Here is a 23000-nt window from a genome sequence, read left to right as displayed (position 1 = left end):
CACTATCCGGTCTGATATCAACTGACATTATTACCAGTTTATGTTGAGTGTCCGAAGGTGTCGAATGGGTAGGTCTTCGAACAGGAGGGCCTGCCATGGACACCGGAATCGACGAAGCGGGACAACATTACGACTTGCGCGGTTGGCGCATGCACTTTGTTTTCAATGTTGAAAAACTAAACGCCCTCCTGCTGCGCTACTACGAGAGTCGGCCTGACAGTGCCAACAATGACGCCCTGGATTTTGTCCATCAGCGCCCCAGTGGCTGGCTGAGGATATGCTGTGTGTTGGGCAGTCCACTGCTGGAGTTTCCAACCGGCAATGGTGATTCGATCAATGTGACAAGGCGTTTTGTGTCCTACACCAGCTACGAGTTTCAGAGAGCGTCGGGGGCGAATCAGGCTGAGCTGTTTGAGGTCGTTGCCGGCAGCCGGAATGAGCGCATGGCGCTGTTTCAGACCTTCAAGCTGGACCAGTGCGTCGGGACCTATAAATACAACGATAACGCCGTCTTTACGCTGACGGAGGGTTCCGACTTTTCTGTCGGATTATTGGGAGGGCAAGGGCGCGACACAGAGGCGGGCCTGCCATTCAAGATTCGTTTCGCCAACCTTCCTGCGGGTGAAAAAAATGTTGTGCTGCCCAAGACCGCGGATGTTAGCTACGGGCGATGGTTGATGCAGGATCTACGTTTCCATCTGCGAAGCGTTGAAGGCCAGCTTGTAATGTATATCGCCAGTTCTGATGAGGCCAACGGGTCATTTCCTGGCAGTAGGAACACCGGGCGCGACGAAGTATCGGTTACGGACGAGAGTCTATTAGGTCAGTGCTACCTGGATGTCAGAAACATTCCCGAGGCAGGTTACTACGGGCTAGATTTCGAGCACTTTGCCCAAATACTATTCCCTCGTGGATATGTGAAGTTTGCCGGGATGATTTGGGGGGCTCCGGGCAATACGGTTGCTGAAGCCAGATTGGTTGACTTGCAGGTCAAGGGTGCTGATGCATTCGCGACAGAGAATGCCGCTTATTCTTCGCATGTGAATCCTTTGGTCCGTATCGTCCCTGCGGGGAGTGTCGGCCAGCGATTGGTGCTAAACACAGTCAACCTTGGCACACCGGTCTGGCAGTTTGCTTCGGAAACTATAGGGCAGCTTGTTCCTGACGGCCGCACGTGCACTTACGTCCCGCAGGGCGATGGCGATGTGATCTACGGGGAAAGTCCGCTCACCCGTAAGGATGCAGCGTTGCATACTTCGTTGAAAAGAAATCCCGTTGATATTGTCCGAATTATAACGGGCTTCACGCTACTTCCCTATTACTCGACCATTGTCGTGCTCAATGCCAAACCGACTCATTACTTCAAGCTCGCCATTGTCGGCGGCAAACTGCAGATGACGTTCTGTTATGAGCCGTGGGGGGGCGGAGAAACCGTGGTAGCGCCGGAACTTACCGACTGGAAAGTGCTGGCAGGGGACGGGAAAGTGTCGGACGGCATTTTCACGCCTGGCGTCATCAACAGGTTTAGCGTGGTACAGGCAATTCACCGTGATCCGATCTACATGCAGTTCGCGGTGATCATCATTCCCGTGCCGATGCTGACAGCCGCTGAATTCGTGGCCATGCGCAATGGTGGCTGATGTCAAAAAAGTGAAGGGCAGGTAGCTGCTGCGCTATCTGCCCCTGCCTTTCGGGTGCGGTGCAGGTCAGAACATCGCCGCCGACAACTTGCGACGATAAACGCCAACCAATGGATGGTCACTCCCCAGCAACTCGAACACCTGAAGCATCGCCTTCTGCGGCAACCCGTTCTCGTAACCACGGTTGCGCTGGAACAGCTTCAACAGCCCGTCCAGGGCGGCTTCGTACTGCTGACGTGCCAGTTGCTGAATGCTCAGCTGGTAGGCGGCTTCGTCATCCTGCGGGTTCTGCGCCAGTCGGCTCTTGAGCTCGGCGACTTCTGGCAGGCTGGTCGCTTGGCGCAGGAAGGTCAGCTGGGCCTTGGCGCCGGCCAGTGCGGCCTTGTGCTCGTCGGTCTTGACCGCGTCAAGCACCACTTCGGCTTCGCCCAACTCGCCGCGCTCGGCCAGGCAGCGGGCATAGAGGATCAGCGCTTGGGCATTGCTGTTGTCTTCACCCAGCAGTTGCTTGAGCTGCGCTTCGGCTTCGGCGAAGCGGCTCTCGGCAAACAGCGCCTTGGCCAGTTCCAGCGGGGAAGCCGTCGGTGCGGCGGGCATTTGCACGTGCGGTTCGAGCATGGCGCGGATCGCGGATTCTGGCTGGGCACCGGCAAAGCCGTCGACCGGCTGGCCGTCCTTGAACAGCACCACGGTCGGCAAACTGCGGATGCCGAACTGGGCAACGATCTGCTGTTCGACATCGCAGTTGATCTTGGCCAGCAGCAGCTCGCCCTGGTAACCCTCGGCGATCTTCGCCAGCAACGGCATCAGTGCCTTGCAGGGCGCGCACCATTCAGCCCAGAAATCGACCAGCACCGGCTTGTGGAAGGAATTTTCGATGACCAGTTGCTGGAAGGTGGCATCGGTGGCATCGAAGATATACGGCGTTTCCTGGCTCATCGTAACTCTCGCAAATCGGTCAATGGGCTCACTATAAAGGCTCGCGACTGGCGTGGTACAGGCTGACCCTGCGGAATTCGTGCGGCTCGGCCAGGTCTGGCAGTGTCAGGGCTTCGAGTACGCCCAACTGGCGATACAGCGGGTGGCTGAAGTCGCGCACGCGCGAGTCGGCCACCAGCGCCTGTCGGCCCCGCCCCAGAAAGGCGTCCAGCAGAGGCAAGTTGGCGCGGTCGTAGAGCACGTCGGCGACCAGAATCAGGTCGAAGCGGTCGTCTTCGCCGAAGAAATCGCTGCTGTAGCCCAGCTCGACGCCATTGAGTGCGGCATTGGCGCGGCAAGCGTCCAGTGCCAATGGGTCGAGGTCGCAGGCGACCACTTCCAGGGCGCCGGCACGGGCGGCAGCGATCCCGGCAATGCCTGAACCTGCGCCGAAGTCCAGCACGCGCTTGCCTGCCACCCACTCAGGCCGCTCGGCCAGGTAGCGGGCCATGGCCAGGCCGCTGGCCCAGCAGAAGCTCCAATAGGGCGGGTCTTCGAGGATCCGCCGGGTTTCCTCGCTGCTGAAGGCGCGGTCCATGTTCTGCTCGTCGATCAGCCAGAGCTTGAGCTCGCAACCCGGCAGTTCGCTGACGATCAGGCGCGCTTCGCCGATCAGGCCGCTCAGGGCCTGTTGCAGGTGTTGCGGCGCCATCTACGGCGCCTTCTTGAAACGCAGTGGGCCGGTGGCCTGGGTTTGCGCCTGGGTGATGCGCACCGGCGGCAGGTGCAGGATCAGTTGCCCGGACTGACTGGCTCGACCGCGCAGCTCGACCCGCGCGCCGGTGGGAAAGACTTCGGGGTTGAAGCGCAGTTGATAAGGCAGGGCCTGGCCGGTGCCTGTCAGGGTGCTGCTGGCCAACAACTGTTGTGGACGGTCACGTTCGTCGATCACCAGTAAGGCCAGTTCGACGTCGGCGCCGGCAGGAATGTCCAGCAAGGTGCCGCTCAATTCACGCTGGTAGGCCGGCAACGGACCCAGTGGTTCGGCCTTTTTCGTCACCTTGGCCGGTGTGGGCGCGGGGGGCTGTTCGGTCTTGGGCCGTTCGCTGCTGCAGGCGGCGAGCAGGGCGGCGCAGCACAGCACGGCGAGCGCTCGAAGATGCATGGGGTCGTCCTTCACGGGCAGAATTGAATGGATGTTAACCCCTTTGGCTTGTCTTGCCAGTGCAATGCGCTACCATGGCCCTCCCTTTTTTTGTTGCCTGCCACCATGCACTGTCCCTTTTGCGGTGCCAACGACACCAAGGTCATCGACTCGCGCCTGGTCGCCGAGGGCGAACAGGTGCGTCGCCGGCGCGAATGCGTCGCTTGCGGCGAGCGTTTCACCACCTTCGAAACCGCCGAACTCGTGCTGCCTCGGCTGATCAAGCAGGATGGCACGCGCCAGCCCTTCGATGAAGAGAAGCTGCGGGCCGGCATGCAGCGCGCGCTGGAAAAGCGTCCGGTCAGCGTCGAGCGCCTGGAAGCTGCGCTGGCGCACATCAAGAGCCGTTTGCGCGCCACCGGCGAGCGTGAGGTCAAGTCACTGGTCGTGGGTGAGTTGGTGATGGCCGAGCTGCGCAAGCTCGACGAAGTCGCCTACATCCGTTTCGCCTCGGTCTACCGGCGGTTCCAGGATCTCGACGAATTCCGCGAAGAAATCGACCGACTGGCCCGCGAGCCAGCTAAAGAGTAAGCATGCCCAGCCAGACCGCGATCCTCGACGCCCATTACATGGCCCGTGCCCTGGAACTGGCCCGCAAGGGCGCCTACACCACGCACCCCAACCCACGGGTGGGCTGCGTCATCGTGCGTGACGGCGAGGTGGTGGGTGAGGGCTGGCATGTGCGCGCCGGCGAACCGCATGCCGAGGTGCATGCCCTGCGCCAGGCTGGCGAACGTGCCCGTGGTGCCTGTGCCTATGTGACCCTCGAACCCTGCAGCCACCATGGCCGCACCCCGCCGTGCGCCGAGGCCTTGGTCAAGGCAGGCGTCGCCCGGGTGGTGGCGGCCATGCAGGACCCGAACCCGCAAGTGGCTGGACAAGGCCTGCGCCGTCTGGCCGAGGCGGGTATCGAGGTCGCCAGCGGTGTGCTTGAAGGCGAAGCGCGGGCGCTCAACCCCGGTTTTCTCAAGCGCATGGAACATGGGCTCCCGTTCGTCAGGGTCAAGCTGGCTATGAGCCTGGATGGTCGCACCGCCATGGCCAGTGGCGAGAGCCAATGGATCACTGGCCCGGCCGCCCGCTCGGCGGTACAGCGCCTGCGCGCCCGCTCCAGCGTGGTGTTGACCAGCGCCGCCAGTGTGCTGGCCGACAATGCCCGCATGACCGTGCGCGGCGACGAGCTGGGACTGGATGCCGAAACCACCGCCCTGGCCCTGAGCCGGCCACCCCTGCGTGTACTCATCGATGGCCGCCTGCGCCTGCCGCTGAGCGCTCCATTCTTCCAGGCCGGCCCCGCGCTGGTGGTGACCGCTGTCGCTGAAGACCCGCGTTATGCCGCTGCCGGCCATGAGCTGCTGTGCCTGCCAGGCGAGAATGGCCAGGTCGACCTGCCCGAACTGCTGCGCACCTTGGCTGCCCGCGGCGTCAATGAGATCCTGCTGGAGGCGGGCGCCGGCCTGGTTGGCGCCTTCGCCCGGCAACGACTGATCGACGAGTACCAATTGTTTGTCGCCGGTACCTTCCTCGGCTCCCAGGCCCGCCCTCTGCTGGACTGGCCATTGGCGAAAATGAGCGAGGCGCCACGACTGAAGATCACTGAAATGCGTGCTGTGGGCGATGACTGGCGGGTCACGGCCATCCCCTTGCCGCCGCCCGGCGTATAATGCCGGGCTTGCCCTGCGCAACCCGTTCCTGAGGAAGACCCCATGTTCACCGGTATCATCGAATCCATCGGCACCATCCGCAGCTTGACCCCGAAAGGCGGCGACGTGCGCGTCTACGTCGAGACCGGCAAGCTCGACCTGGGTGACGTCAAGCTCGGTGACAGCATTGCCGTCAACGGCGTGTGCCTGACCGCCGTCGAGCTTCCGGGCGACGGTTTCTGGGCCGACGTCAGCGTCGAGACGCTCAAGCGCACCGCGTTCATCGACCTCAAGAGCGGCAGCAAGGTCAACCTGGAGAAAGCCCTGACCCCGACCACCCGCCTAGGCGGGCACCTGGTCAGTGGCCACGTCGACGGCGTCGGCGAGATCATTTCGCGCAGCGATAACGCCCGCGCTATCCAGTTCCGCGTGCGTGCACCGAAGGAGCTGGCCAAGTACATCGCCCACAAGGGTTCGATCACCGTCGACGGCACCAGCCTGACGGTCAACGAGGTCAATGGCGCCGAATTCGAGCTGACCATCGTCCCGCACACCCTGTCCGAAACCATCATGGCCGACTACCGTGCAGGTCGTCGGGTCAACCTTGAGGTCGACCTGCTGGCCCGTTACCTGGAGCGTCTGCTGCTGGGTGACAAGGCTGCCGAGCCGAGCAAGGGCAGTGGCATTACCGAAAGCTTCCTGGCCGCCAACGGCTTCTTGAAATCCTGATTGAGAAGGGGGTGCCGAGTGGCGCTCAACAGCATCGAAGAACTGGTAGAAGACATCCGCCAGGGCAAAATGGTCATCCTCATGGACGACGAAGACCGTGAGAACGAAGGCGACATCATCATGGCCGCCGAGTGCTGCCAACCCGAGCACATCAACTTCATGGCCAAGCACGCCCGTGGCCTGATCTGCATGCCGATGACCCGCGAGCGCTGCGAAACGCTCAAGCTGCCGCTGATGGCGCCGCGCAACGGCTCGGGCTTCGGCACCAAGTTCACCGTGTCGATCGAGGCCGCCGAAGGTGTCACCACCGGCATCTCCGCCGCCGACCGCGCGCGTACCGTGCAGGCTGCCGCCGCCAAGGACGCCAAGGCCGAAGACATCGTCAGCCCTGGCCACATCTTCCCGCTGATGGCCCAGCCGGGCGGCACCCTGGCCCGTGCTGGCCACACTGAAGCGGCCTGCGACCTGGCGCGCATGGCCGGTTTCGAGCCTAGCGGTGTGATCTGCGAAGTGATGAACGACGACGGCACCATGTCGCGTCGCGCCGAGCTGGAAGTGTTCGCCGCCGAGCACGGCCTGAAGATCGGCACCATCGCCGACCTGATCCACTACCGCATGATCCATGAACGCACCGTGCAGCGTGTGTCCGAGCAGCCAATCGAGAGCGAGCTGGGCCAGTTCAACCTGGTCACCTACCGCGACGCGGTGGAAGGTGACGTGCACATGGCCCTGACCCTGGGCAAGATCTGCGCCGAAGAGCCGACCCTGGTGCGGGTCCACAACATGGATCCGCTGCGCGACCTGCTGATGGTCAAGCAGCCGGGCCGCTGGAGCCTGCGTGCGGCCATGGCCGCGGTGGCCGAGGCGGGCAGTGGCGTGGTGCTGCTGCTGGGCCACCCGCTGGACGGCGATGTGCTGCTGGCCCACATCCGCGAAAGTGCAGGCGATGTGCCGGCCAAGGCGCCGACCACCTACAGCACCGTGGGTGCCGGTTCGCAGATCCTGCGCGATCTGGGCGTGCGCAAGATGCGCCTGATGAGTTCGCCGATGAAGTTCAATGCGATATCCGGATTCGATCTGGAAGTTGTAGAATACGTGCCCTCCGAGTGACTTGAAGCGGCATTGACGCCCTTCTGCTCGAGTCCAAACCCTCCCGAGGCCGCCTGCGCGCGGCCTCGCTCTTGAAGATGAGAACATCGGAATGACCCTGAAGACCATCGAAGGTACCTTCATCGCCCCCAAAGGTCGCTATGCTTTGGTGGTTGGCCGCTTCAACAGCTTCGTCGTCGAAAGCCTGGTAAGCGGTGCAGTCGATGCCCTGGTTCGCCATGGCGTCAGCGAAAGCGACATCACCATCATCCGTGCCCCGGGCGCGTTCGAAATCCCGCTGGTGGCTCAGAAAGTTGCCCAGCAAGGGGAATACGACGCGATCATCGCCCTGGGCGCAGTGATCCGTGGCGGTACCCCGCACTTCGAATACGTGGCGGGCGAATGCACCAAGGGCCTGGCCCAGGTGTCCATGGAGTTCGGTGTACCGGTCGCCTTCGGCGTCCTGACCGTCGATTCCATCGAGCAAGCCATCGAGCGTTCCGGCACCAAGGCCGGTAACAAAGGTGCTGAAGCTGCCCTGTCCGCACTGGAAATGGTCAGCCTGCTGGCGCAGTTGGAGGCCAAGTGATTAGCGACGAAAGCGATCGTTTCAACCCGCGCGATCCAAAACCTGCGGATGCCGGCAAGCCATCGAAGAGCGCCAAGCGCCGCGAAGCCCGCAAGCTCGCGACCCAGGCCCTGTATCAGTGGCACATGGCTCAGCATTCGCTGAACGAGATCGAGGCACAGTTCCGGGTCGATAACGATTTCTCCGATGTCGACGGCGCCTACTTCCGCGAAATCCTGCACGGGGTTCCGGCGATCAAGGGCGAGATCGACAACGCCCTGGCACCTTGCCTGGACCTGGCACTGGAAGAGCTCGACCCGGTCGAGCTGGCCGTGCTGCGCCTGTCCACCTGGGAGTTCATCAAGCGCGTCGACGTACCGTACCGCGTGGTGATCAACGAAGGCGTGGAACTGGCCAAGGTCTTTGGCGCCACTGACGGCCACAAGTTCGTCAACGGCGTGCTGGACAAGCTCGCTCCGATCCTGCGTGAAGCAGAAGTCAAGGCGAACAAGCGCTGATCCTGGCGCTGTCGGGCCATGGGTGAGTTCGAGCTGATCAACCGCTTCTTCGCTGCTGCGTCCTGTGCGCAAGGCGGCGAAGGTGTGGTGTTGGGCATTGGCGACGACTGCGCACTGCTTAGCCTTTTCCCAGGCGAGCAAATGGCGGTGTCCACCGACACGCTGGTCGCCGGGGTGCATTTTCCCGCTGTCTGCGATCCTTGCCTGCTCGGCCAGCGTTCGCTGGCGGTGGCAGCCAGCGACCTGGCAGCCATGGGGGCAAAGCCGATCGGCTTCACCCTTGCCCTGACCTTGCCCGATGTAGGCCCTGATTGGCTCGCGGCGTTTGCCGAAGGCCTCAGCCGCATGGCCCACCGTTGCGGCATGAGCCTGATCGGCGGCGATACCACACGAGGCCCCTTGAGCATCACCGTGACCGTGTTTGGTAGTGTGCCTGCTGGCCAGGCCCTGCGCCGCAGTGGCGCAAGGCCGGGTGATGTGCTGTGCGTCGGCGCAGCGTTGGGTAACGCTGCAGGTGCCTTGCCGCTGGTACTGGGCGAGCGTGTGGCGCCGGTCGAGCTGGCAGCGCCGTTGCTGGGCCATTACTGGTCGCCGATGCCGCAGCTCGAACTGGGGCAGTTGCTGCGGGGGCACGCGACGGCGGCATTGGACATTTCCGATGGCCTGCTCGCCGATTGCGGGCATATCGCCAAGGCCTCCGGTGTCGCGATCGAGGTGAACCTGGAGCAGGTCCCCATGTCTTCTGCTTTGCAGGCCTTCCTTGGCCAGGATGCAGCGCGGCGAGCGGCGCTCACCGGTGGCGACGACTATGTGCTGGCGTTCACCTTGCCGCCCGAGGCGCTTTCATCCCTGCAGGGCCGTGTAGCGGTGCACGTCATCGGCCGGGTGCTCGAGGGCGAAGGCGTGACGCTGCGTGATCCGCAGGGCCGAGACATCACCCCCGTGCAGCGGGGTTATCAACATTTTAGGGAGACACCGTGACCGACCACCCCAACCAGGTGCCAGCGGAGTTCGTTCCGCCATCGGTCTGGCGCAACCCGTGGCACTTCATCGCCTTCGGCTTCGGTTCCGGCACGCTGCCCAAGGCACCGGGTACCTGGGGTTCGCTGGTGGCCTTGCCGTTCATTCCGTTGTGGCAAATGCTACCGGACTGGGGCTACTGGCTGCTGCTGGGCATTACCATGCTGTTTGGCTTCTGGCTGTGCGGCAAAGTCGCCAATGACTTGCGTGTGCATGACCATGAGGGCATTGTTTGGGATGAGATGGTCGGCATGTGGATCACCCTGTGGCTGGTGCCTGAAGGATGGCAGTGGCTGCTGGCGGGGTTCTTGATGTTCCGCTTCTTCGACATCCTCAAGCCGTGGCCGATCCGCTGGATCGACCGTCATGTGCACGGCGGTGTGGGGATCATGCTCGACGATATCCTGGCTGGCGTATTCGCCTGGCTGGGCATGCAGGTTCTGGTGTGGGTGGTGGCCTGACAGGGAGTACGCGAATGGCCATTAGGACGATGCTGCTGGCAATGATGCTGACTCTCGCCACGTGGGCGGGCAACGCGGTGGCCGAACAATTGCCCAGGCAGATCCGGCTGGTGAGCGAGCAGTGGCTCGACTACACCAATGCCGACGGCACCGGGGTGGCATGGGATGTACTGCGCAAGGTGTTCGAGCCCGCCGGCATTAAGGTCCAGGTGCAAAGTGCGCCCTACAGCCGGGCGGTTGGGCTGGTCAAGCGCGGCGCAGCCGACGCCTGGGTCGGCTCCTACAAGCAGGAGAACGACGACAACCTGTACCCGAGCTGGCATTTTGATATGGACCATATCTATGCCCTTGGCTTGACCAGCAAGCCCACGCCGACGCTGGACACCGTCGGCCAGTATCGCCTGGCCTGGGTCCGTGGCTACGACTACGGCAACTACCTGCCAAATGTGCGCAGATTCCGCGAGATCCAGCGGCGCGAAGGCATTTTGCCCATGCTCGAGCACGACCGTGTGGATTTCTACATCGATGCCCTGACCGAAGTGGACTATGTGCTGGAGCAGGCGCCGCAGCCTGAGCGCTTCCGCCGTACCCATGTGGCCGAACTGCCGCTGTACCTGGCCTTTGGCCGCAGCGATGAGGCCAAGGCGCTGATCAGGGTATTCGACAGGCGAATGGCGGAGCTGGTGCGAAGTGGCGAACTCAAGCCCATCTTCGAGCACTGGAAGCAGCCGTATCCATTCACCCCGGACAGCAAGCCGCAATAGCGCGGCTGTCGCCACTGGAGAGCGACCCGCCCGTGAGCATTTCAAGCATCGAACTTTTCGATCTTAAGCCACGATATTCAGCCAGCGCACAGCCGCCAACCTGCTGATACAATCGGCTCACGTGAAATTTCAAACTTATCCAGGAGCACAACGTGCCCGTCGTCTTTGTTGCCGCCTCGAAACTCCCGACTCCTTTTGCAATCTTCACCATGCATGGCTTCCTCGATGAAGCCACTGGCCGAGAGCACGTCGTGCTCAGCCTGGGTGACATTGCCGATGGCGAGCCGGTGCTGGGGCGCCTGCACTCCGAGTGCCTGACCGGTGATGCCCTGTTCAGCCAGCGCTGTGATTGCGGCTCGCAACTGGAGGCCGCACTTCAAGCTATCGCCCGTGAGGGGCGCGGGGTGCTGCTGTACCTGCGCCAGGAAGGCCGTGGCATTGGCCTGCTCAACAAGATCCGCGCCTATGAGCTGCAAGATGGCGGCGCCGATACCGTTGAGGCCAACGAGCGTCTGGGCTTCGCCGCCGACCAGCGCGACTACGGTATCTGTCTGCCGATGCTTGAGCACTTGGGCGTGAAATCGCTGCGTCTGATGACCAACAACCCGCGCAAGGTCAAGGCGTTGACCGACATGAACATCAAGGTCGCCGAGCGCGTGCCGCTGCACACCGGCCACAACCCGCACAACCGTCTTTACCTGGCGACCAAGGCCGATAAACTCGGCCACATGATGGGCAACAAGCACCAGGGTGAGGTGCCTCAGGCGTGACACGTGGCGAGGTGAAGCGGCGTCTGGCGTTGGCCTGGTGGCAATACCTGGCGGTGGGCCTCGTGCCGCTGCCGGTCATGGCCTGGGCCTTCGGCGGCGGCGATGCGTTGATCCCGGTACTGGCGATGCCGCTGTTCATCGCCGGTGCTGCTTCCATGTTCCTGAGCCTACCGCGCTTTGGCGCCTACAAGCGCGCCCTGATCGCCACTTCCAAGGCGCTGGGCACGGCTGAAGAGCCTGCGGCCTGGATCGAGCTGGCCCGTGTGCGACGGTGGGCCATGCTGTACGCCTGTTTTCCTGCCTGGGTCGCGGCGCTGTCGGTACTGGTGGGCCTGGAAGCCGTGCCGCAGGTGCTCCTGGCGCTGTCGACCGTGGTGCTGCTTTACCTCTACCGTATTCCGCGTCAGTTGGGCTGATGCGCATTTTCCTCTGCCTGTTGGTACTGCTGGCGTGCAGTGCCCGGGCGCAGGAACCGCTGCGGGTGATCAGCCTGGCACCCTCGATGACCGACATCATGCTCGAACTGCAGGCCGATGACCTGCTGGTTGGCGTACTGGATGGCGGCGAGCGGCCAGCGGGTCTACGTGCCTTGCCCTCGGTGGGGCGCCAGGGGCAACTGGACATGGAGCGTTTGCTCAGCCTCAGGCCCGACCTGGTGCTGGTATGGCCCTCAGGCGTGTCGCCAGCCCAACAAGCCCAGCTCAAGCGATTGGGCATCGAGACCTTCAGTGCCGAACCCCACAGCCTTGACCAGCTTATCGAGCAGATCGAGGCGATAGCCGAACGTATTGGCCGTGGCGAGCAAGGGCTGCGATATGGGGCGCTGCTTCGTGATCGTTTACAGCAGTTGCGCCAGCGCTACCGGCGCGAGCAACCGGTAAGCGTGTTCTACCAGGTGTGGGACACGCCGCTCTATACAGTGGGTGCAACGCAGATCATCAGTGACGCATTGGCCGTATGCGGGGCCCGGAACGTGTTCGACGATATTAACCTGCCTGCTCCGCAGATAAGCGTGGAAGCGGTGCTTCAACGTGATCCTCAGGTGATTCTGGCCGGCGATTGGGCACAATTGGCCCGTTGGAAAGCCTGGCCGCGACTGCGTGCCGTGGCGGGGAAGCGCTTGCTGGTAGTGCCGGACAAGGGCCTGGAGCGGCCCAGCGGGCAGATGATCGACGCCACCAAGCGTCTGTGTGCACTGCTGGAGGCCCGAGCGCCAGATTGAAACCTGGCGCTCGGAGCGACGCGCTTTACAGGCCGAGCTTGTTCATCCGCGCTTTGACCGACGCTGCGATGCCGGCAGCATCCAAGCCGCACTCGGCCAGCATTTGGGCGGGCTTGGCGTGCTCGACATAGAGGTCGGGCAGGCCAAGGTGCAGCAGCGGCTTCACCACGCCCTCGCGAGCGAGGAACTCGCCCACGGCAGCACCGGCCCCGCCCATGATGGCGTTTTCCTCAATGGTCACCAGCAGTTCATGGCTGTCAGCCAGCGTGCGGACCAAGGCTTCGTCCAGGGGTTTGACGAAGCGCATGTCGACCACAGTCGCGTTGATCTGCTCGGCCACTTGCAGGGCTTCGGCCAACTGCACGCCGAATACCAGCAGTGCGACGTTCTCGCCCTGGCGGCGAACCACGCCCTTACCAATTTCCAGGGGCTCGAGATCGCCGCTGATCGGTGCGTTCGGTCCTGTGCCACGCGGGTAGCGCACGGCAGCCGGGCCGTTGTAGTGATGGCCTGTGCTGAGCATCTTGCGCAGCTCGTTCTCGTCGCTTGGGGTCATCACCACGATGCCGGGGATGCAGCGCAGGTACGAAAGGTCGTAGCTGCCTGCGTGGGTGGGGCCGTCTTCGCCGACCAGGCCGGCGCGGTCGATGGCGAACAGTACGTCGAGGTTCTGCACGGCGACATCGTGAATCAACTGGTCGTAGGCGCGCTGCAGGAAGGTCGAGTAGATGGCAACGACCGGTTTGGCGCCTTCGCAGGCCATGCCCGCCGCCAGGGTGACGGCATGCTGCTCGGCGATGGCTACGTCGAAGTAGCGCTCCGGGTAGCGTTCGCTGAAGGCGACCAGGTCCGAGCCTTCCTTCATCGCTGGGGTGATGCCTACCAGGCGATTGTCGGCGGCGGCCATGTCGCACAGCCACTGGCCGAACACCGCGGAGTATTTCGGGCCGCTGGCTTTCTTCGGTGCGGCCGGCTTGTCGGCCGGTTCCAGCTTGGTGATGGCGTGGTAGCCGATCGGGTCGGCTTCGGCAGGGGCGAAGCCTTTGCCTTTCTTGGTCACCACGTGCAGGAACTGTGGACCCTTGAGGTCGCGCATGTTGCGCAGGGTGGCGATCATGGTCGGCAGGTCATGGCCGTCGATCGGGCCGATGTAGTTCCAGCCCAATTCCTCGAAGAGGGTGCCGGGGGCAAGCATGCCCTTGGCGTATTCCTCGGTGCGGCGGGCGATTTCCCAGGCGCCTGGGAGGCGCGACAGCACCTTCTTGCTGCCTTCGCGCATGCTCGAATAGGTGCGGCTGGAGAGGATCTTGGCCAGGTAGTTGGACAGGCCGCCGACATTGCGCGAGATCGACATGTCGTTGTCGTTGAGGATCACCAGCATGTCGGCGTCGACTTCCTGGGCGTGGTTCAACGCTTCGAAGGCCATGCCGGCAGTCAGTGCGCCGTCGCCGATCACCGCGATCGACTTGCGTGGGTCGTTCTGCAGGCGTGCGGCAATGGCCATGCCTAGGGCGGCGCTGATCGAGGTGCTGGAGTGGCCGACGCCGAAGGTGTCGTATTCGCTCTCGCTGCGGCGCGGGAAGGCGGCGATGCCATCTTTCTGGCGCAGCGTCAGCATGCGGTTGCGACGGCCGGTGAGAATCTTGTGCGGGTAGGCCTGGTGGCCGACGTCCCACACCAGGCGGTCATCCGGGGTATCGAAGACGTAGTGCAGGGCAATCGTCAGTTCGATGACGCCCAGACCGGCGCCAAAATGCCCACCGGTCTGACCAACGGTGTACAGAAGCTCCTGGCGCAACTCGTCGGCCAGGGTCTCCAGGTCGGCTTCGGCCAACCGGCGCAGGCCAGCAGGCGTGTCAGCGCGGTCGAGCAACGGCGTGACCGGGCGTTCGCGGGGGATCTCTTGAAACGTCGTGGGCATCAGGCGAGTCGTTATAGGTGTGAAGACGCGGCAGTTTACCCCATTGTGGGAAAAGCTGCCCATTGGGTCGGGGTCGCTTCGGGCTGCTTTACAGCCCATCGCCGGCAAGCCGGCGCCTACGAATGCTGCGGTGAAACGTGCCGGTGATGGACCGCGAAGCGGCCCCGATCAATGGCGGCGCTCGACGATATAGCGTGCCAGCGCCCGGAGTGGCTCGGCGTTCTCGCCAAAACCATCGAGCGCGGCCAGCGCCTGGTCACGCAGCTCCAGCGCGTAGGCCTTGGCCGCGTCCAGGCCGAGCAAGGCCGGATAGGTCGGTTTGTCACGGGCTATGTCGGCGCCCTGGCGTTTGCCGAGGGTGGCGGTATCGCTTTCCACGTCGAGGATGTCGTCCTGCACCTGGAATGCCAGGCCGATGGCTCGTGCATAGGTTTTCAAGGCATCGAGCTGTGCTTGCTCGGCGCGGGCGCTGGCCAGGGCGCCTAGGTGTACGCTGGCTTCGATCAACGCGCCGGTCTTGTGCCGGTGCATGAATTCGAGCGCCTGTTGGTCAAGCTTCAGGCCCACCGACCCCAGGTCGATGGCCTGGCCGCCGACCATGCCAGCCGGCCCGGCTGCCTTGGCCAGGGTTTGCACCATCGCCAGGCGGATGCTGTCTGGCTGGGGGCTCAGACGCGGGTCGAGCAGAGCGCTGAAGGCCAGGCTCTGCAGGCCGTCGCCCGCAAGGATGGCGCAGGCTTCGTCGAAGGCCTTGTGGGTAGTTGGCTGGCCACGGCGCAGGTCATCGTCGTCCATCGCCGGCAGGTCATCGTGCACCAGCGAATAGGCATGGATCAGTTCCACCGCACAGGCCGCGCCATTGGCTTGTTCGGCCGGGGCACCCAGGGCTTCGCAGGCAGCATAGGCGAGCAGTGGGCGTACCCGCTTGCCGCCGTTCATGACGCTATAGCGCATGGCTGCGTAGAGGCGTTCGAGCTCTTTGGACGGGGCCTCGAACAGGGGTTCGAGCGCGGCGTCGACACGGGCCTGGCTGCTGGCCTGGTAAGCGCTGATCATGCTTCTGGCTCCGCATCGAAGGGCTGGGCGGCCAGCTCGCCGTCCCGCTCCAGGAGGATCTGTACTTTCTGCTCGGCCTGGGCCAGCGCCCCCTGGCAATCACGGGTCAGGGCAATGCCTTGTTCAAAGGCGGCCAGCGACTCTTCCAGCGACAATTCGCCGTTCTCCAGGCGCTCGACCAGCGCTTGCAGGTCTGCGAGGGATTGTTCGAAATCGATGGAGGCTTTTTTGCGGGCCATGGCGACTGTCTCGGTGGTGTTCAGAACGGCGCGACACTAGCAGAGCAGGGCGGGGGGAGCAAACTTGTGTGGCGGGCCAGGTTCTTTGGGGTAGGCATGATTTCTGTGGTGTCTGTGAAATCGAGCGCCGCGTGCGCGGCGCATCGCGAGCAAGGCTCGCCCCTACGGTTGATTCAGCCCAGGGAGGGGGTAACCCAACCGGTAGGAGCGAGCCTAGCTCGCGATCCGCTGCGCCACTGCGCTCAAGGCGAGCGCCTGCAGGCAATCACACCATTTCCGCTTCCCGCACCAGCATCGCCTCGCGGTACCGCGCCAGCTCTTCAATAGTCAGCACGGGTAGATTGTATTGCCGCGCATACACCGCCACCTGTTCGCCCCTGGCCATGCTGCCATCAGGGTTCATCAGCTCGCACAGCACTGCTGCCGGGCGCAACCCGGCCAGACGCGCAAGGTCCACCGAGCCTTCGGTGTGCCCACGGCGGGTCAGCACCCCGCCATTGCGTGCGCGCAGCGGGAACACATGGCCGGGGCTGACGATGTGGCGCTGTTCGGCGCTCGAGCGCAAGCACGCTTCGATGGTGGTGATGCGGTCCTGGGCCGAAACCCCGGTGCTCACGCCTTCGGCGGCTTCGATGCTGACGGTGAAACCGGTACCGTGGCGTGCCTGGTTGTTCTGCACCATCGGTGCCAGCTGCAGGGCGTCGACGGTAGTTTCGTCCAGGCACAGGCAGACGATGCCGCTGCAGTCGCGAATCATCATGGCCATGGTCTGTAACGACAGGTTCTCGGCAGCGGCGACGATGTCGGCTTCGTCCTCGCGGTCGTCATCGTCAAGCAGCAAAACGGGGCGACCGGCCTGGAAGGCAGCGATGGCGGCGGATACGTTGGGGAATTGCTGTTGCAGCATAGGGGACATGAAACGCTCCTCGTGAATGATCGATGAACGTCTCGGGGCGAACAAAACGCATGCACGGGGGCGCCCGAACGGCCCCTGCCTGACGCCTTCTTTCATCCGGACTATGACCGTCGGCTCTGGAGTCGCACCAGATCTGCTGACCCCCGGCATGGCCGGGGCGCTCGCGGGCTCATCTTTCGATTTACCGCCGGTGGGGACTTTCACCCCGCCCTGAAGACCGCCCAAGCATACAGCACCGTGCCACCCCGCTGGCAACCCGGCAGGCTACGACCTTCGGCGGTATCATGCGGCCAGGGTCTTTTGGAAAACGACATCATGGACATTCTCCAAGTCGCTGGCGGCAAGCCGATCAAGGTGTGGACCGACGGCGTGCCGGTCGAAGACGAAGCCCGCCAGCAATTGCTGAACACGGCGAAGATGCCGTTCATTTTCAAGCATCTGGCGGTGATGCCCGATGTGCACCTGGGCAAAGGCTCGACCATTGGCAGTGTGATTCCAACCGTCGGTGCGATCATCCCGGCTGCGGTAGGTGTGGATATCGGCTGCGGCATGATCGCTGCCCGTACCTCGCTGCACGCCCGGGACCTGCCGGACAACCTGCACGGTCTGCGCAGCGCCATCGAGAAAGCGGTGCCCCACGGCAAGACCTTCGGTCGTCGCGACCAAGGCGCCTGGGATGATGTTCCCACTTCTGCGGACCAGCAGTGGCGTGGGTTGGCAGGTCGCTTCAAGGCGATCACCGACAAGTACCCTCGCCTGGAGAAGACCAACAACCGCCATCACCTGGGGACGCTGGGCGGCGGCAATCATTTCATCGAGGTGTGCCTGGACGAGGCCGACCAGGTCTGGTTCATGCTGCACAGCGGTTCACGCGGCGTCGGTAATGCCATCGGCAACCTGTTCATCGAACTGGCCCAGGCCGACATGCGTCAGCACCTGGCCAATCTGCCGGACAAGGACCTGGCCTACTTCGAGGAGGGGAGCCGGCATTTTGCCGATTACGTCGAGGCGGTCGAGTGGGCCCAGGACTACGCCCGGCGCAATCGCGAATTGATGATGCACGCAGTGGTCGCCGCCGCACGGCAGGTATTGGGGCGGCCCTTCGAGGCCCGCCTGGAAGCCGTCAACTGTCACCACAACTATGTGCAGCGCGAACACCATTTCGGCCGCGAGGTGCTGGTGACGCGCAAGGGGGCGGTTTCGGCGCAGAAGGGGCAGTTGGGCATCATCCCCGGCTCGATGGGCGCCAAGAGTTTCATCGTACGTGGCCTGGGCAATGAGGAGTCGTTCTGTTCCTGTAGCCACGGTGCTGGGCGGGTCATGAGCCGCACCCAGGCCAAGCGTCGTTTCAGCGTCGAAGACCAGCGGCGAGCGACCGCGCATGTGGAGTGCCGCAAGGACAAGGAGGTGATCGATGAGATCCCCATGGCCTACAAGGACATCGACGCGGTGATGCTGGCCCAGCGGGAGCTGGTGGAGGTGGTGCACACTTTGCGTCAGGTGGTGTGCGTGAAAGGGTGACGACACCGGCCCCAAACGCAGCTTCAGGCCACGCTGCGGACCGACGCGGCGTCTAGGGGCGATGCCCGGGCGTCGCTTCTTCCTCAGCCTTGCTCGCGCATGATCTGGGCGATGATTGGCACCGGGGTCATCAAGTGCGCATGCATCATCGTGCTGGCACGGGCGGCATCACGGGCGAGAATCGCCTCGACCAGTGCCGCGTGCTCCTGGCGCTTGGTTTCCAGAGCCTCCTCGGAAAACACCGTATGGGTCAGCCACAGATGACGGTAACGTTCGGCCTGGTCGAACAGGTAGGTGCGCGCCTGCAGCAGGTGCTTCGAGCCACAGCCTGACGCGATGGCGGTATGGAACGCCTTGTGGCGCTGGTCCCAGACGTCCAGACGCTGTTCACGGGTCTTCACTTCCATGACCTTGGCCAGGGTATGCGACTGCGCCAGCACCGAAGCCTCCCAGGCGTCATCGCCACGCTCGATGGCCAGCCCAACGATCATGGCTTCGAGGTTGGCGCGGGCATCGTAGATATCTTCCATCTCGTCCAGCGACATCGGCGCCACCCGGTAGCCCTTCTGGCTGATGGCAACCACCAGCTTTTCCGCCACCAATTGCGACAGGGCCTCGCGCAGTGGGCCGACGCCCAGGTCGTAGCGCTCCTTGAGCGTGCTCATCAGCAGCTTTTCGCCCGGTTTGAACAGGCCGCGGATGATGTCTTGCTTGAGCCACTCATACCCACTGAAGGCCGAGTTCTGCCGTGGGGCGTGTGCTTCCAAGGTGCTGTCCTCAAAACGTTTTGCAAATCATACCGAAACGTCTTTTCAGATAGAAACAATGGACAAACGAGCGTTTTGTTATCGTTTTATAAAAATGTAGACATTTTGCTTTTGTGGCGATATTTTTGCCGTGCCCACCTGATCCGGGCACTGCCTTCGAACCTCTCTGCCAGGAAACCGCCATGAACGCCTTCACCAAGATCGAGGAACCCGTGCTGCCGATGCCTCTGGAAACCCGGGGCTTCTCCGTCAAACCGTCCGAACAGTCGCCACGCCTGCTGGAAGTGGTGTTTGCCCGCGAAACGGTGGAAGCGTTCGTCAAGGCCGTGGCCGAATGGCCCGTGCAGGCGCTGGAGTACAAGTCCTTCCTGCGTTTTCGCGTTGGCCAGATTCTCGATGAGCTGTGCGAAGGCACCCTGCGCCCGGTCTTGCTGAACGGCCTGCTCGACCGTGCCACCGGTGGCATGCTGATCACACCGCAGGGGCTGGACGATGTGAGCCAGGCCGAGGACATGGTCAAGTTCACCACCGCCTGCGCGCACCTGGTGGGTCGTTCCAACTACGACGCCATGAGCGGTCAGTTCTATGCCCGCTTCGTGGTGGTCAACACGGACAACTCCGACAGCTACCTGCGCCAGCCGCACCGGGTGATGGAATTGCACAACGACGGCACCTTCGTGAACCAGATCACCGATTACGTGCTGATGCTCAAGATCGATGAAAAGAACATGGAAGGCGGCAACTCGCTGCTGCTGCACCTGGATGATTGGGAGCAGTGCGAGTCGTTCTTCCGTCACCCGATGGCTCGCCGCGAAATGCGCTGGACCGCGCCGCCCAGCAAGAAGGTCAGCGAGGACGTGTTCCACGCCGTGTTCGACACCGACGCCGTGGGCCGCCCGACCATGCGCTACATCGACCAGTTCGTGCAGCCCGAAAACTTCGAGGAAGGCATCTGGCTGAATGCGCTTTCCGAGTCGCTGGAAGGCAGCGAGCGCAAGCTGTCGGTGCCAGTGCCGGTCGGCAGCTTCCTGCTGATCAACAACCTGTTCTGGCTGCACGGCCGCGACCGCTTCACGCCGCATGACGGCCTGCGCCGTGAGCTGATGCGCCAGCGAGGCTACATCAGCTACGAAAAGCCGCTGTACCAGCGCGGCCAGTAACCCTTCCAACGCTGCAGGGCTGCCCAGGGGGCGGCCCTTCGTCGTGCCCGAAACAAAACCACCGGCTGGCGCCGCGCGCCACCGGTAAAGAGGTAATGGCTGTGTACGATTTCATCATCATCGGCGGCGGTATCGTGGGCATGTCCACAGCCATGCAGCTGATTCAGCTCTACCCGGACGCCAAGATGCTCCTGCTGGAGAAAGAGTCCGGGCCTGCCCGTCACCAGACTGGCCATAACAGTGGCGTGATCCATGCCGGTGTGTACTACACCCCCGGCAGCCTCAAGGCACGTTTCTGCCTGGAGGGCAACAAAGCCACCAAGGCCTTCTGCGACAAGCACGCCATCCGCTACGACGAGTGCGGCAAGTTGCTGGTGGCCACCAATGCCCTGGAAATGGAGCGCATGAAGGCATTGTGGGAGCGTACCGCTGCCAATGGCCTGGAACGCTCGTGGCTGTCGGCGGCCGAACTGCGTGAACGTGAACCGAATATCGTCGGCATCGGCGGTATCTTCGTGCCCTCCAGCGGCATCGTCAGCTATGCCGAAGTCACTGCCGCGATGGCCCGCGAGTTCCAGGCGGCAGGCGGCGAGATCCGCTACAGCGCGCAGGTACAGGGCCTCCAGGAACATGCCGACCAGGTCGTGGTACGTGCGGGGGCCGACGAGTTCCGTGGGCGCTTCCTCATTACCTGTTCCGGGCTGATGGCCGACCGTGTGGTGCGCATGCTGGGCATCGAACCCAGCTTCATCATCTGCCCGTTCCGTGGCGAGTACTACCTGCTGCCCAAGCAGCACAACCAGATCGTCAACCACCTGATCTACCCGATCCCGGACCCGTCGATGCCATTTCTCGGCGTCCATCTGACCCGGATGATCGACGGCACCGTCACCGTCGGCCCCAACGCGGTGCTGGCCACCAAGCGCGAGGGCTATCGCAAGTCCGATATCTCGCTGCCCGACCTGTTCGAGACGCTCACCACGCCAGGCATTCTCAAGGTGCTGGCGAAGAACCTGCGTCCGGGGCTGATCGAGCTGAAGAACTCGCTGTTCAAGGGCGGCTACCTCAAGCAGGTGCAGAAGTACTGCCCAAGCATCACCAAGGCCGACCTGACCGACTATCCGGCGGGTGTCCGCGCCCAGGCGGTATCCCGCGACGGCAAGCTCATCGATGACTTCCTGTTCGTCAACACCCGACGCAGCGTGAACGTGTGCAACGCCCCGTCGCCAGCGGCCACGTCGGCGATCCCGATTGGCGCGCACATCGTCGACAAGGTACGCGAACAGCTCGCTGCCACCGGCACCCGGCTGACGGCCCGTATCCCCGATAACCCGCAGCGGGCCGCCGGCTGAAGTGCCGCCACCGCCATCCCAGCAGAGGAAGACTAGCGTGCAATTGCAAGACTCCAGCCTGTTCCGCCAGCAGGCCTACATCGATGGCGCCTGGGTCGATGCCGACAGCGGCCAGACCCTCAGGGTGAACAACCCGGCCACCGGCGAACTGATCGGCCATGTGCCGAAGATGGGCGCTGTCGAGACCCGCCGCGCCATCGAAGCCGCCGAACGGGCCTTGCCGGCCTGGCGCGCCCTGACTGCCAAGGACCGCGCCAATCGCCTGCGCCGCTGGTTCGAACTGATGATGCAGAACCAGGAAGACCTGGCGCGCCTGATGACCCTCGAGCAGGGCAAGCCACTGGTCGAGTCCCGAGGCGAAATCGCCTATGCCGCTTCGTTCCTGGAGTGGTTCGGCGAAGAAGCCAAGCGTGTCTATGGCGACATGATCCCCGGCCACCAGCCAGACAAGCGCCTGATGGTGATCAAGCAGCCGATTGGCGTCACCGCGGCGATCACCCCGTGGAACTTCCCCTCGGCGATGATCACCCGCAAGGCCGGGCCGGCGTTGGCCGCCGGCTGCACCATGGTGCTCAAGCCTGCTTCGCAGACGCCGTACTCGGCCCTGGCCCTGGCTGAGTTGGCCGAGCGTGCCGGCATTCCCAAGGGGGTACTCAGCGTGGTCACCGGCAGTGCCGGTGAAGTGGGCGGCGAACTCACTCACAACCCGATCGTACGCAAGCTGACCTTCACCGGCTCTACCGAAATCGGTCGCCAACTGATGGCCGAATGCGCCAAGGACATCAAGAAAGTGTCCCTGGAACTGGGCGGCAATGCCCCGTTCATCGTGTTCGACGATGCCGATCTGGATGCAGCCGTCGAAGGTGCCCTGGTTTCCAAGTACCGCAACAACGGCCAGACCTGCGTTTGCGCCAACCGCCTGTATGTGCAGGACGGCGTCTACGACGCCTTCGTCGACAAGCTCAAGGCGGCAGTCGCGCGCCTGAACATCGGCAACGGCCTGGAAGCCGGCATCACCACCGGCCCGCTGATCGACGCCAAGGCCGTGGCCAAGGTCCAGGAGCACATCGAGGATGCCGTTGCCAAGGGCGCCCGTGTGGTGGCGGGTGGCAAACCGCATTCGCTGGGCGGCACCTTCTTCGAGCCGACCATTCTGGTCGACGTGCCCCAGCATGCTGCCGTGGCCAAGGAAGAGACCTTCGGCCCGCTGGCGCCGCTGTTCCGCTTCAAGGACGAAGACGAAGTCATCGCCATGTCCAACGACACCGAATACGGCCTGGCGGCCTATTTCTATGCCCGCGACCTGAGCCGGGTGTTCCGTGTGGGCGAGGCGCTGGAGTACGGCATCGTCGGTATCAACACCGGGATCATCTCCAACGAAGTCGCGCCATTCGGCGGTGTTAAAGCCTCTGGCCTGGGCCGCGAAGGGTCCAAGTACGGCATCGATGACTACCTGGAAATCAAATACCTGTGCATCGGCGTGTAACCACGACCGTCGTTGATCGAGTCTTGAACGGAGCGA

At 63.3% G+C, this 23000-nt stretch carries 25 protein-coding genes and 1 riboswitch; of the genes, 17 read left to right on the top strand and 8 right to left on the bottom strand.

The window, feature by feature from the left end:
- The first annotated feature begins 95 nt into the window (after positions 1 to 95).
- A complete protein-coding gene (locus IF103_RS21715) occupies positions 96 to 1640 on the top strand; it encodes a hypothetical protein (RefSeq protein ID WP_023382595.1) in 1545 nt (514 codons plus the stop codon).
- Positions 1641 to 1706: 66 nt separating this feature from the next.
- On the opposite strand, the gene trxA is transcribed toward IF103_RS21715, so the two are convergent.
- The 3 genes from trxA to IF103_RS21700 are packed head-to-tail and all read right to left on the bottom strand — an operon-like array spanning position 1707 to position 3723.
- Complete coding sequence (gene trxA / locus IF103_RS21710) at positions 1707 to 2579, bottom strand: thioredoxin (protein ID WP_023382594.1); 873 nt, start codon at positions 2577 to 2579, stop codon at positions 1707 to 1709.
- A gap of 31 nt (positions 2580 to 2610) precedes the next feature.
- A complete protein-coding gene (locus IF103_RS21705) occupies positions 2611 to 3270 on the bottom strand; it encodes a class I SAM-dependent methyltransferase (RefSeq protein WP_027907541.1) in 660 nt (219 codons plus the stop codon).
- Positions 3271 to 3723, bottom strand: a complete 453-nt coding sequence (locus IF103_RS21700) for a YbaY family lipoprotein (protein WP_023382592.1) — start codon at positions 3721 to 3723, stop codon at positions 3271 to 3273. It lies immediately after the preceding gene.
- Positions 3724 to 3828: 105 nt separating this feature from the next.
- Between IF103_RS21700 and nrdR the strand changes: the two genes are divergently transcribed.
- The 12 genes from nrdR (at position 3829) to IF103_RS21640 (ending at position 12546) form a co-directional block, all read left to right on the top strand.
- Positions 3829 to 4293, top strand: coding sequence for a transcriptional regulator NrdR (gene nrdR, locus IF103_RS21695; protein ID WP_008092351.1), 465 nt, complete (start codon positions 3829 to 3831; stop codon positions 4291 to 4293).
- Positions 4294 to 4295: 2 nt separating this feature from the next.
- Positions 4296 to 5426, top strand: a complete 1131-nt coding sequence (gene ribD / locus IF103_RS21690; RefSeq protein ID WP_202675666.1) for a bifunctional diaminohydroxyphosphoribosylaminopyrimidine deaminase/5-amino-6-(5-phosphoribosylamino)uracil reductase RibD — start codon at positions 4296 to 4298, stop codon at positions 5424 to 5426.
- Between the two features lie 42 nt (positions 5427 to 5468).
- Entirely contained in the window at positions 5469 to 6134 is a 666-nt protein-coding gene (locus IF103_RS21685) for a riboflavin synthase (RefSeq protein WP_003255399.1), read from the top strand.
- 18 nt (positions 6135 to 6152) lie between these two features.
- Positions 6153 to 7244, top strand: coding sequence for a bifunctional 3,4-dihydroxy-2-butanone-4-phosphate synthase/GTP cyclohydrolase II (ribBA, locus tag IF103_RS21680; protein WP_023382590.1), 1092 nt, complete (start codon positions 6153 to 6155; stop codon positions 7242 to 7244).
- A 91-nt stretch (positions 7245 to 7335) separates the two neighbouring features.
- Complete coding sequence (gene ribH, locus IF103_RS21675) at positions 7336 to 7812, top strand: 6,7-dimethyl-8-ribityllumazine synthase (RefSeq protein ID WP_008092356.1); 477 nt, start codon at positions 7336 to 7338, stop codon at positions 7810 to 7812.
- Entirely contained in the window at positions 7809 to 8309 is a 501-nt protein-coding gene (nusB, locus tag IF103_RS21670) for a transcription antitermination factor NusB (protein ID WP_023382589.1), read from the top strand. The genes ribH and nusB overlap by 4 nt, the downstream gene beginning before the upstream one ends.
- 18 nt (positions 8310 to 8327) lie before the next feature.
- Entirely contained in the window at positions 8328 to 9290 is a 963-nt protein-coding gene (thiL, locus tag IF103_RS21665) for a thiamine-phosphate kinase (RefSeq protein WP_023382588.1), read from the top strand.
- Positions 9287 to 9790, top strand: a complete 504-nt coding sequence (locus tag IF103_RS21660; protein ID WP_023382587.1) for a phosphatidylglycerophosphatase A family protein — start codon at positions 9287 to 9289, stop codon at positions 9788 to 9790. The genes thiL and IF103_RS21660 overlap by 4 nt, the downstream gene beginning before the upstream one ends.
- Positions 9791 to 9804: 14 nt before the next feature.
- Positions 9805 to 10554: a substrate-binding periplasmic protein gene (locus IF103_RS21655; RefSeq protein ID WP_023382586.1), complete on the top strand. Its 750-nt coding sequence runs from the start codon at positions 9805 to 9807 to the stop codon at positions 10552 to 10554.
- Between the two features lie 152 nt (positions 10555 to 10706).
- Positions 10707 to 11324, top strand: a complete 618-nt coding sequence (ribA, locus tag IF103_RS21650; protein ID WP_023382585.1) for a GTP cyclohydrolase II — start codon at positions 10707 to 10709, stop codon at positions 11322 to 11324.
- The gene (locus IF103_RS21645; RefSeq protein WP_027907544.1) at positions 11321 to 11740 is read left to right on the top strand and encodes a hypothetical protein; all 420 of its coding nucleotides are present in this window, start codon (positions 11321 to 11323) and stop codon (positions 11738 to 11740) included. The genes ribA and IF103_RS21645 overlap by 4 nt, the downstream gene beginning before the upstream one ends.
- Entirely contained in the window at positions 11740 to 12546 is an 807-nt protein-coding gene (locus IF103_RS21640; protein WP_202675665.1) for a cobalamin-binding protein, read from the top strand. Before IF103_RS21645 ends, IF103_RS21640 begins: the two co-directional genes overlap by 1 nt.
- A gap of 25 nt (positions 12547 to 12571) precedes the next feature.
- Here IF103_RS21640 and dxs read toward each other — a convergent pair whose 3' ends face one another.
- From dxs to ribB, 4 genes are all read right to left on the bottom strand, one after another.
- Positions 12572 to 14467: a 1-deoxy-D-xylulose-5-phosphate synthase gene (gene dxs / locus IF103_RS21635; protein WP_023382582.1), complete on the bottom strand. Its 1896-nt coding sequence runs from the start codon at positions 14465 to 14467 to the stop codon at positions 12572 to 12574.
- 168 nt (positions 14468 to 14635) lie between these two features.
- Complete coding sequence (gene ispA, locus IF103_RS21630) at positions 14636 to 15523, bottom strand: (2E,6E)-farnesyl diphosphate synthase (RefSeq protein ID WP_023382581.1); 888 nt, start codon at positions 15521 to 15523, stop codon at positions 14636 to 14638.
- Positions 15520 to 15762 carry an exodeoxyribonuclease VII small subunit gene (locus IF103_RS21625; RefSeq protein WP_011531978.1) on the bottom strand — a complete coding sequence of 81 codons (243 nt, stop codon included), beginning with the start codon at positions 15760 to 15762 and terminating at the stop codon, positions 15520 to 15522. The genes ispA and IF103_RS21625 overlap by 4 nt, the downstream gene beginning before the upstream one ends.
- Positions 15763 to 16027: 265 nt before the next feature.
- Complete coding sequence (gene ribB, locus IF103_RS21620) at positions 16028 to 16678, bottom strand: 3,4-dihydroxy-2-butanone-4-phosphate synthase (protein WP_104883243.1); 651 nt, start codon at positions 16676 to 16678, stop codon at positions 16028 to 16030.
- Between the two features lie 80 nt (positions 16679 to 16758).
- Positions 16759 to 16900: riboswitch (FMN riboswitch) on the bottom strand.
- Positions 16901 to 16993: 93 nt separating this feature from the next.
- Here ribB and IF103_RS21615 point away from each other — a divergent pair.
- Positions 16994 to 18199, top strand: coding sequence for an RtcB family protein (locus IF103_RS21615; protein WP_104883244.1), 1206 nt, complete (start codon positions 16994 to 16996; stop codon positions 18197 to 18199).
- An 83-nt stretch (positions 18200 to 18282) separates the two neighbouring features.
- On the opposite strand, the gene csiR is transcribed toward IF103_RS21615, so the two are convergent.
- Complete coding sequence (csiR, locus tag IF103_RS21610) at positions 18283 to 18966, bottom strand: DNA-binding transcriptional regulator CsiR (protein WP_104881194.1); 684 nt, start codon at positions 18964 to 18966, stop codon at positions 18283 to 18285.
- A gap of 182 nt (positions 18967 to 19148) precedes the next feature.
- On the opposite strand from csiR, the gene glaH reads away from it, so the two are divergent.
- The 3 genes from glaH to gabD all read left to right on the top strand — a co-directional run bounded on the left by glaH (position 19149) and on the right by gabD (position 22964).
- The gene (gene glaH, locus IF103_RS21605) at positions 19149 to 20126 is read left to right on the top strand and encodes a glutarate dioxygenase GlaH (RefSeq protein ID WP_027907548.1); all 978 of its coding nucleotides are present in this window, start codon (positions 19149 to 19151) and stop codon (positions 20124 to 20126) included.
- A 101-nt stretch (positions 20127 to 20227) separates the two neighbouring features.
- On the top strand, positions 20228 to 21478 hold the full coding sequence (gene lhgD / locus IF103_RS21600) for an L-2-hydroxyglutarate dehydrogenase (RefSeq protein WP_041925759.1): 1251 nt from the start codon (positions 20228 to 20230) through the stop codon (positions 21476 to 21478).
- A gap of 37 nt (positions 21479 to 21515) precedes the next feature.
- On the top strand, positions 21516 to 22964 hold the full coding sequence (gene gabD, locus IF103_RS21595) for an NADP-dependent succinate-semialdehyde dehydrogenase (protein ID WP_023382575.1): 1449 nt from the start codon (positions 21516 to 21518) through the stop codon (positions 22962 to 22964).
- Positions 22965 to 23000 lie beyond the last annotated feature (36 nt).

Origin of the sequence: Pseudomonas sp. SK2, from assembly GCF_016772395.1 — a bacterium.
In the GTDB taxonomy this organism is placed as follows: Bacteria; Pseudomonadota; Gammaproteobacteria; order Pseudomonadales; family Pseudomonadaceae; genus Aquipseudomonas; species Aquipseudomonas taiwanensis.
The sequence above is the reverse complement of the archived record's forward strand: the minus strand, read 5'-3'. Positions and strand labels throughout refer to the sequence as shown.